Below are 8750 nucleotides of genomic sequence, written 5' to 3' on the forward strand. Positions count from 1 at the left end.
GGACCGATCTACACAACGGGGCTAAATGGAACCAAACCTACTAAACCGTAACCAACACATTTTGTCCTATAAGCCTCTTTTTACCGCTTCTAGGGGCAGCGTTGACCAAGCAGGTGAAGCCAGCCGCAACCATTGATGAGCATATTGGCCTGCTGCGTGACCGCGGCATGGATGTTGATGCCGCTTTAGCTCGGCAATGGTTAACCAATGTGAGCTACTACCGCCTGTCAGCATATTGGTATCCGGCTCGTATCCTCATGCCCAACGGACACCGCCGCGACATCTTTGCACCAGGCACCACGTTTCTGGCCGCAGTTGAGCTTTATGAGGCGGATAGAAAACTCCGCACACTTGTCCACGACGGCATGGAACGCATCGAGATTACAATGCGGACTCGCATCGGAGAAGTGCTATGCGTAGACGCCCCCTTAGGGTATACCAACCCTAGCTACTTTCGCCCATCTTTCAACCATGAAAAATGGATGGCAACGGTGCAGAAACGGGTTGCCAGAGTCGGGCAAAACAATGAAGCAATCAAACATTACCGCGACGAGTACGACGGAAAGTACCCATTCTGGGTTCTAGCTGAAATACTCGATTTTGCGGATATTTCACGACTATTTGAAGGCCTTCCCGCCAAGGAACAACGTGAAATTTCCAGAGGGTTGAACATTGACATTTACCTTGAAACCTTGTCGAAAAACCAGCAACGAAAAGCGAAAACACAACCACCTCTGATGCGTTGGCTGGAGCAACTAACTGTGGTTCGTAATATCTGTGCTCATCACGGACGTCTGTGGAATAAATCCTTCGTCCCAGCGCCGACCGCAGCATTACGGACCCTGTCTGAATTCGAGTCGCTTCCCGAAGGCCAAAGCGAAAAGGTCTTCGGCGTGCTGACAGTGATGGCACATTTGCTTCGCGTCACTTCTCCCGGAACAACTTGACCCGACAAGATTGCCCAGCACATCAAGAGCGCTTTTTTGACTAACCCCCTGGTACACCCCACCAGCCTGGGCCTACCTGCGGGTTCGTTCCAATCGCTATAATCAGAGCGGTACTCTCTAGGAAAAGTACGTGCCGACTGAGCTGCGCCGTCGTACCGAAGCGCGGAGAAATAGACCCGCCACGGCCGCGACATCCACCAAAACAACGTTCCACAGCATGACCACAACGTCGTTCTGCATGCCCGAAACACTGTTTTATGTGACCGGAACGCTGTTCCGCTGAGCATTCTTGTCTGACAACAACTTTCCAAGTGCGGAGTTGCTGTGCTATTTTCGTTTTTGTCTGACAACAGCGTCAGGCGAGACGATGATGTCTGCCAGAAAGGTAATAGCACAATGTCAACTCCTCACCCCCGGCGTGGGTGGAAGGCATTCGCGGCACTATCTGCCACGGTTGCCCTCACGGTCACGCCGTTGACAGCGTGGGCTAGCCCGGGGGAAGAGTCCCCCGCAGCCAAGCCTGCCCCCACGGAAACTCTCGACACCGCAAAACCGCCAACACCTAGTCAAGACCAAGATTCTACCAAATCTTCATACATGAAGATAACTTTCGAGCGTATTGACGATGGAGATGAAGGCTCCGTACGAATTGGGGAAGAACTACGCTTCGCCGTGACGTACACCAACACATCGGACCAAAAAATCACGGCCTTCCCTTATCAATCGAACCTCAAGGGCTTTCTGCCACCAAAAGCACCGAATTGCCGCTGGGGAGATTTAAAACCTGGCGAAACACAAGGCTGCTCATCAATCACATATACCGTCACCGAAGATGATGCCGAAGAGGGCGCCTTTACCCCCTATGTGGTGTTCCGCGCCACTAAGGACCGCAACGGAACAGAAGTTCTCCAAGATAACATTCGTGCGGAACTCCCCGAATTAGTAGTGCTTAATGAGCACATTAAGGATCAGCCGGACCCTTCCACCATCCCCACTGATCGCAAGGACATGAAGACTGTACGCTTGGCAAAGAAAGGCGATAAGCCGAATCACTGCTACCGTATCCCCGCACTCACCCAAGCAAAGAACGGCTGGATCCTCGCGGCTTATGACGGTCGCCCCGGTTCTTGCGCAGATTCACCCAACCCGAATCACATCACCTTGCGCATTTCTAAGGACAAGGGAAGATCCTGGGAAGCACCAAAAGAAATTCTGCAGGGCAAGGGAAGTATCCACGACTCCGATAAGTACGGTTACTCCGATCCTTCCTTCGTGGTGAATGAGGAAACCGGGCGTATTTTCCTGTTCTCGGTGTTCTCCTACGACAAACGTTTCCAGGATTCTCAGCCCGGCACCGATTCCAACGACCGTAACGTGCTGCACGCTCAGTTTATCTACTCCGATAACCACGGAGAGACCTGGTCCGACCCGCGCATTATCACCAAGGACATCACCTTCGATGAGAATATTCGCTCCCGCTTCGCGGCCTCCGGCGCTGGTATCCAGCTCAAGTACGGCCCGCACAAGGGCCGCCTCATCCAGCAGTTCACCATGACTATGCCGAATGGCAAGGGCTACGCCGCCGTCTCCGTCTACTCGGATGACAATGGCGCCACCTGGACCCCCGGCCAGCCGGTCTACGGGAACATGGACGAGAACAAGGTCGTGGAGCTTTCCGACGGCACCGTCATGCTCAACTCGCGGTCCTCGGACGGCATTATGGCCCGCAAGATCGCCTTCTCGAAGGACGGCGGCCAGACCTACACCCCGATGCAGGTTGAATGGCAGCTGCCCGACCCGCGCAATAACGCTTCGATTATCCGCGCGTTCCCGAACGCTCCGCAAGGCAGTGCGCAGGCGAAGATTTTGCTCTACTCCTCGTCATCCGCGACCTCGCGTTCAAACGGTCTCGTGCGTATTTCGTACGACGACGGGCGCACGTGGTCAGTTGGTAAGCAATTCAAGCGCGGTGCCATGTCCTACTCCACGATGTGGGCGTTGCAGGACGGTCGCTACGGTATCTTCTACGAGGGCGATAACAATGACATGCTTTACGCTCATTTCCACCTGGATTGGTTGAACTCCCTGCCCGTTTCGGCGGTACCGGCGGATAACGCCAAGGTATATCGCGGCAAGTCGACGATTCCGCTCTCTATCACGAATACCGGCGGCGAAGCACTCGGCAACCTCGTAGCAACTCCGACGGAACTCCCCTCCGGTTGGAGTGCCGAAGCTGTAACGGTTGAGAACCTCAAGGCTGGAGAAACTCGCATTGTGCAGGTGCCAGTTACCATCGATAAAATGGCACTCTCCAATAAGCAGCCCTACAAGATCCCCTTCCGCCTTACCTCTGGAGATAAGGTAGCAGTCAACGGATTTGCCGAAGCCACTCTGGCAGACAGGGTCTGCGAATCAAAGCCCGAATTAGTGGACGGCATTAGTCTCGCTAACGCACTTCCTGAGGAAACACGTCAAGAAAACAACGGGGCAGCTAACCTACTTGACGGCAATCTTGACACCATTTGGCACACGCCCTGGAGCAAGCGCATCAAATTGCCGCTGGATGTCGATCTCAATCTGCCCAAGGCTGAGAACATCGGGCGCGTGGACGTGTACCCGCGTATGGCAGGTGGCAATAACGGACGCATTCGCAGTGCGGAACTGTGGGCCGGTAAGGATGCCGCGAGCGCGGTTAAGGTTGCCGAAGGGAATTTCAAGGATTCGACTGATCCAGCCACTTTCCTCTTTGACGCCAAGGACACTAAGTTCCTGCGACTGCACATTACGGGAACCTATGGAAACGTCCGTAATACACTGGCCTCCGCCGCGGAAATCAAGGTTTACCGCATGACTGAAGTGAAAGACGGTTGCGTTGAGCCGACACCGGATCCGACTCCGGATCCCAGCCCGGACCCGGCACCCAAGCCCAACCCGAGCCCGGATCCCTCGCCTGCACCTTCGCCCGAGCCGACTCCGGGCACCGACCCGACTCCGGGCACTCCGGATCCGAGCCCGACTCCCAGCCCGGAACCGACACCGGACCCGAGCAAACCCGCGGTTCCCGAATCGCACGGTAACGCCAACTACCTCTCGAACTCGTGGACGTCCACAGTTGCTGATCTCGTCTTCTCCTATGGGCGCAGCGGCGACGAAGTCCTCGTGGGTGACTGGGATGGCGACGGCAAGGAAACCCTCGCCGTTCGCCGCGGCAACCAGTTCTTCGTGAAGAACACCCTGGGCGGCGGCAACGCTGACACCGTATTCTCGTACGGCAAGGCTGGCGACAAGGTCGTCGTGGGTGACTGGGATGGCGATGGCAAAGATACCTTCGCGGTTATTCGCGGCAATAAGGTGTTCGTGAAGAACTCCCTGACCAGCGGCAACGCCGATACCGTATTCTCCTACGGAAAGACCGGCGACAAGCTCATCGTGGGCGACTGGAACGGCGACGGCAAAGATACCTTCGCGGCCGTGCGCGGTAATCGTTTCTTCATCAAGAACTCCTTGGCCGGAGGTAATGCTGACGCAACCTTCAGCTTCGGCCGCGTGGGCGATGAGGTCATCGTGGGTGACTGGGATGGCGACGGCGTGGACACCGTTGGGGTGCGCCGCGGCAATGTCATCCATACCGCTGACGCAAACGGGAACACCACCGGAAGCCTCGCTTACGGCAGGACAAGCGATCAGCTCCTCATCGGTGACTGGGATGGCGACGGCATCGACACGCCTGGCGTGCGGCGCTAAGCGCTCCCCATCTCGCTGAAAAAAGCACCTCGCGCTGAGAAGCACCTCGCGGCGCGATAAGCGAGATACAAACCGGGGCCGGGTGGGCTGGATTTCCAGCTCACCCGGCCCCGTTGCGTGGCGTGCCACGCGGCTACGTTTCTGGTTTAGTTAGCGCAGTTCCTCGCCCGGGATCAGGTCCAGGTAGAGCGAGTTCTCACGTTCAAATACGACGGCGAGGTTATCAGCGAGCCACACCGCGTCGGAGTAACCGAATTCGCCCGGGCCCAGGGAGCGGAGCAGGCGTCCGGCGTCGTCAATAATAGCGCCGTTCTCCCGCGCGGTATCCAAATGCGGATGGATGAGGACGGTGCCATCTCCGCAGGTGATGAGCTTGGCATTGCAACCCGGATCGGGGAAGTTCAGGGGCTGCGGTTCAGACCAGCTCAGGCCATCGCTCGAGCGTGCCACCACGCGCCCACCGCAACCCTGGAGGCGGATATTCGCGATGACCTCTCCCCCGCATACCTCGAGGGTGGTTTCGTCCAGGCCTGGGGTACCCACCGGGCGGATCGGCTCGGAAATCGCCACAATCTTGCCTGCGCGCACATGCACCACGTAGATAACAGCCTCCCCGCCGCGGTTCGTCACGTATGGGAGAAGCGCGGTATCGCCCAGCAACGGGGTGGAGCCGGAGGTGGCGAAAAGACCATCGCAACGCAGCTCACTATAGAGCTCGTCGTCCACCCGAGTATGGCTCAGAGAATCTAGGCTGGTCCCCCAGGCAATCCAAGCTTCCAGCCGCGGGCCATCAAAACGGGAGCCGAAATAGCCGATTTCTTCCGAGGCGGCGTAGGCCAGAGTGATGCCGGCATCGTTCCCGGCGGCGGTTGGCGCTGCGGCATCCGCGCCCGTAGCACTGGCTACCGGAGCACCGGCCACACACGGATCCCCGCACACCGCAGGAGTTCCCGGAACCGGGAGCGGAGCGGAAAACTCAAGGTCCTGCGCGCGCAGCGGCGTGCCCGGCGCGGGGAGCTTGGCGGTGATATAGCAAATACGGTTGGGATTAGGGAGATCGGCGGCCATCGCCCCGCCCAGGTTTTCCCAGTCAAAATCCCCGCTCGGATGCGGGCGTTCATCGAAGAAGACGGTCAGCTGGTTATCGCGATGCAGCACGGCCGGGATGCGGAAATCGCGGTCGGCAGTACGGGTGACGAGAGCGCGGGCCGAACGGCCAGCCGCGGCGCCAGCGCTGGGCGCGGGGGCCTGCGCACGATCATTGTGCGGGTCCTTATGTAGAGAAGTCATGGCACCATCCTATGCGGTTGTCAGACTTAATGCCGCGGGCCGGGGTTGGGCTACCGCCGCGCACGTTTCCGCGGGATAACAGGGCTGGTGAGCGGTAGGCGCGGCGTCGTCGCCCTTCATTCACGGCAGACAAGCGCCGGTGGTGCACACCACGTTTTGACAGAACCCCCGCGCTGTGTAAAATCCTGTGTGCAGCAAGCGAGGCCGGGCGGTACCACCCGCGTTTCCAGCTGTTCGCGTACAGCAACGATACCGATTCTTGACCGTTACTAGAGCTTGCACTGAAGACTTTTCTTGTTTTACGCTAGCGTTCAGCGGCCCATGACCGTGTGACACCCCCGGTGTTTCGTCCGGTACGACGACGCCACCCCCAACCCAACCTAACAGCAGCGCATATTTGCTTCATGCATGCCAAGCGCTGACTAATTCCTGACCGAATTTCCCCTGTGGGACCGAGTTGCGGAGGACGACGACTCTCATGACCACTCAATTGACTCACCTGACCCGGTGCACGCGTGAGGATATCCCCACCCTCGCCACTATCCGCCGCGCCATCGAAGAAACTATGGCCGCCGCCGGCAACACCCAGTGGCCGCTCGGCTCGCTGCCCGTATGGAAGATCGCCGAGCAGATAAACGCCGGCGAATTCTGGGCTTTGCGCGCGGCCGATGGCACTATCACCGCCGCTGTGCGCGCCCTGCATTCCGACCCGCTCATCTGGTTCGATGACATGCCCGCCCTCTACCTGCACACCCTCATGGCCAATCCGGCCGTTGAGGCGAAGGGCGCCGGGCGGGCGATCCTGGCCGCGATGGCCCAGCTGGCAGTCACCTACGGCTACGACCGAGTGCGCCTGGATTGCGTGGGTCCGCTGCGTGACTTCTACGCTCGCCAGGGATTTGAGGACACCGGCATGACCCATTCCGGTAACCACTCGGCGGATATGGATGCGCATCTGATGGAGCGCATCCTGCTGCCGGAGTTCACGCCGGTGGGTGAGTTTGGGGCTGTGCTCGAAGCAGCTGCGCCACTGGTGTAGCGGCGCGCGAAACTACGCTAAACTAGCCTTTTGCAGCCCGCGTGGGCGGCGCTGCTTGGAGAGTTGTCAGAGCGGCCGAATGAGACGGTCTTGAAAACCGTTGTGCGGCGACCCCGCACCAAGGGTTCGAATCCCTTACTCTCCGCATGCGATCTAGCCCTCAGGTTGAGAAATCGGCCTGAGGGCTTAGTTTTTGTTGAGCTGGCGCTGGAAAGTCGGGGAATGGTGGGGCTTGGAACGCTCCCCGTAGCCACTCTTGACCGGCCTTTAGGGGTACTTCGGGGGTACTTTTGGGGGTACAACCCGAGGTGTGGAGATTTGTACCCCCAAACCGGGGTACGCGACGAAAATAAAAGGGGCGATTTGAGGAACAGCGCCTCCGTTCGGGACTGCGAGATAGATTTACACGCTGATAGTATTGAGATGCCGGCGAAAAGAGGGTCAGGGATCCTCTTCCCCCACCGAGGGGATAGCTGGCTCCTACTTTTTACCCACCCCCGGCTACCCAATACTGGTAGCGAGCGGCTCAACATGGGTCAAGATGTTCTTCAATGTATGCCCCTGGGCGATGCTGCGGGGACATTTTCACGCGATGACGGCTCGGTGTCGAGCGCAAGTTTCTCGAACGGAAAGGCTTCTAGCAATGAGAACAGACGAGGAACTACTTGCCGAAATTGAAAGCGATGCGGACATTGATTCCGAACGGCTTATCACGGATCCAGAGCGAGTAAAAATAGCTGCCGCACAAATTCGGATCAAAATCGCACAACGCGCACGTGATGAGGCAGTTACACATGCCCGAAAATGTACGAATTAGCGGGCCAAACCCCGGCTTCTCCGGCAAGAACACATCAAATTCGCACCAAGTCTTGTTTCCCCCACTCTCCGAGGCGCCTTTAACCTGCCTGTAGAGAAAGGCCCCGGTCATTTGTGCATTGCTAAAAGCTAGAGGCCTGACCGGGGGTCTATCACTAGTCAATCTACTTGGACAGCTGCCGAACAGCAATGGGAGATGCGTACACTCCAGCCTTTCTAACCTCCCCGCAGCGCATAGTCGCGATACCGTGTGCGCAGCTCATCGCGATCTTGCCTCATCAGCGCTTCGATAGCCTTCGCCAGCTTTGCGGCGTCGTAATGCTTCTTGAACAGCGCCTTGGCATCGCGCTTGAACTGATGTGTACGGAAGACGCTAGTCAGCCTCATTGAGATCCGCCATCAGTTCAGCGACGCTACCAAACGAAGCGCCGGTGCGGGACTCAACTTCAGCTCTCGCCACGGCACTGGCCGCAAACCCAGCCAGGCCAGATGTGAAACATAACGCACCTGGCCTCTAAATTTTGTTCTCGCCGAGCAACGATGTAAACTCTTATCTGTCGCAAAACGAGGCGGGTTAATCGCTCGCCTCCTCAATTTTTTATTGAGGAGCTTGCTGGTAGCCACCTCGTGACTGTGCGCTCGTAGCTCAGTGGATAGAGCATCTGACTACGGATCAGAAGGTCGGGGGTTCGAATCCCTTCGAGCGCGCGAAGCTCCTCCTCGGTGACGCAAATCCCGGTGGGGAGCAATTTCTTTTTCCGCACCCGAGGCACCCAAGCCCGGCCACAAAACCTAACGCGAATGCTTCAGGAACGCCGGCAAATTGACCGGGTTGAAGGGTTAATAGACAAAAAGTGGGTCTAATGACGGCGTGTCGTTAGCTCCCGATCTGGCCTTTACGGATGTTTAGACCG

At 57.9% G+C, this 8750-nt stretch carries 7 protein-coding genes and 2 tRNA genes; 6 read left to right on the forward strand and 3 right to left on the reverse strand.

Annotation, left to right across the window (positions count from 1 at the left end):
- Window positions 1-101 precede the first annotated feature (101 nt).
- Entirely contained in the window at window positions 102-947 is an 846-nt protein-coding gene (locus ACRQEG_RS09340) for an Abi family protein (protein WP_320757981.1), read from the forward strand.
- A 117-nt stretch (window positions 948-1064) separates the two neighbouring features.
- Here ACRQEG_RS09340 and ACRQEG_RS09345 read toward each other — a convergent pair whose 3' ends face one another.
- On the reverse strand, window positions 1065-1187 hold the full coding sequence (locus ACRQEG_RS09345; RefSeq protein ID WP_435733865.1) for a hypothetical protein: 123 nt from the start codon (window positions 1185-1187) through the stop codon (window positions 1065-1067).
- 357 nt (window positions 1188-1544) lie between these two features.
- Between ACRQEG_RS09345 and ACRQEG_RS09350 the strand changes: the two genes are divergently transcribed.
- The gene (locus ACRQEG_RS09350) at window positions 1545-4691 is read left to right on the forward strand and encodes an exo-alpha-sialidase (protein ID WP_435733866.1); all 3147 of its coding nucleotides are present in this window, start codon (window positions 1545-1547) and stop codon (window positions 4689-4691) included.
- 150 nt (window positions 4692-4841) lie between these two features.
- Here ACRQEG_RS09350 and ACRQEG_RS09355 read toward each other — a convergent pair whose 3' ends face one another.
- A complete protein-coding gene (locus ACRQEG_RS09355; protein WP_320757979.1) occupies window positions 4842-5981 on the reverse strand; it encodes a sialidase family protein in 1140 nt (379 codons plus the stop codon).
- 478 nt (window positions 5982-6459) lie between these two features.
- On the opposite strand from ACRQEG_RS09355, the gene ACRQEG_RS09360 reads away from it, so the two are divergent.
- The 3 genes from ACRQEG_RS09360 to ACRQEG_RS09370 all read left to right on the forward strand — a co-directional run bounded on the left by ACRQEG_RS09360 (window position 6460) and on the right by ACRQEG_RS09370 (window position 7837).
- Complete coding sequence (locus ACRQEG_RS09360) at window positions 6460-7020, forward strand: GNAT family N-acetyltransferase (protein ID WP_320757978.1); 561 nt, start codon at window positions 6460-6462, stop codon at window positions 7018-7020.
- A gap of 57 nt (window positions 7021-7077) precedes the next feature.
- A tRNA-Ser gene (locus tag ACRQEG_RS09365) sits at window positions 7078-7165 on the forward strand.
- Window positions 7166-7663: 498 nt separating this feature from the next.
- Window positions 7664-7837, forward strand: a complete 174-nt coding sequence (locus tag ACRQEG_RS09370; protein WP_320757977.1) for a hypothetical protein — start codon at window positions 7664-7666, stop codon at window positions 7835-7837.
- Between the two features lie 215 nt (window positions 7838-8052).
- Here the strand turns inward: ACRQEG_RS09370 and ACRQEG_RS09375 are convergent, their stop codons facing one another.
- Entirely contained in the window at window positions 8053-8223 is a 171-nt protein-coding gene (locus ACRQEG_RS09375) for a type II toxin-antitoxin system mRNA interferase toxin, RelE/StbE family (RefSeq protein ID WP_320757976.1), read from the reverse strand.
- Window positions 8224-8471: 248 nt separating this feature from the next.
- Between ACRQEG_RS09375 and ACRQEG_RS09380 the strand changes: the two genes are divergently transcribed.
- Window positions 8472-8544: transfer RNA gene (locus tag ACRQEG_RS09380), tRNA-Arg, on the forward strand.
- The last annotated feature ends 206 nt before the right edge of the window (window positions 8545-8750 follow it).

Origin of the sequence: Actinotignum stranguriae (assembly GCF_051265215.1) — a bacterium.
Taxonomy (GTDB): domain Bacteria; phylum Actinomycetota; class Actinomycetes; order Actinomycetales; family Actinomycetaceae; genus Actinotignum; species Actinotignum schaalii_C.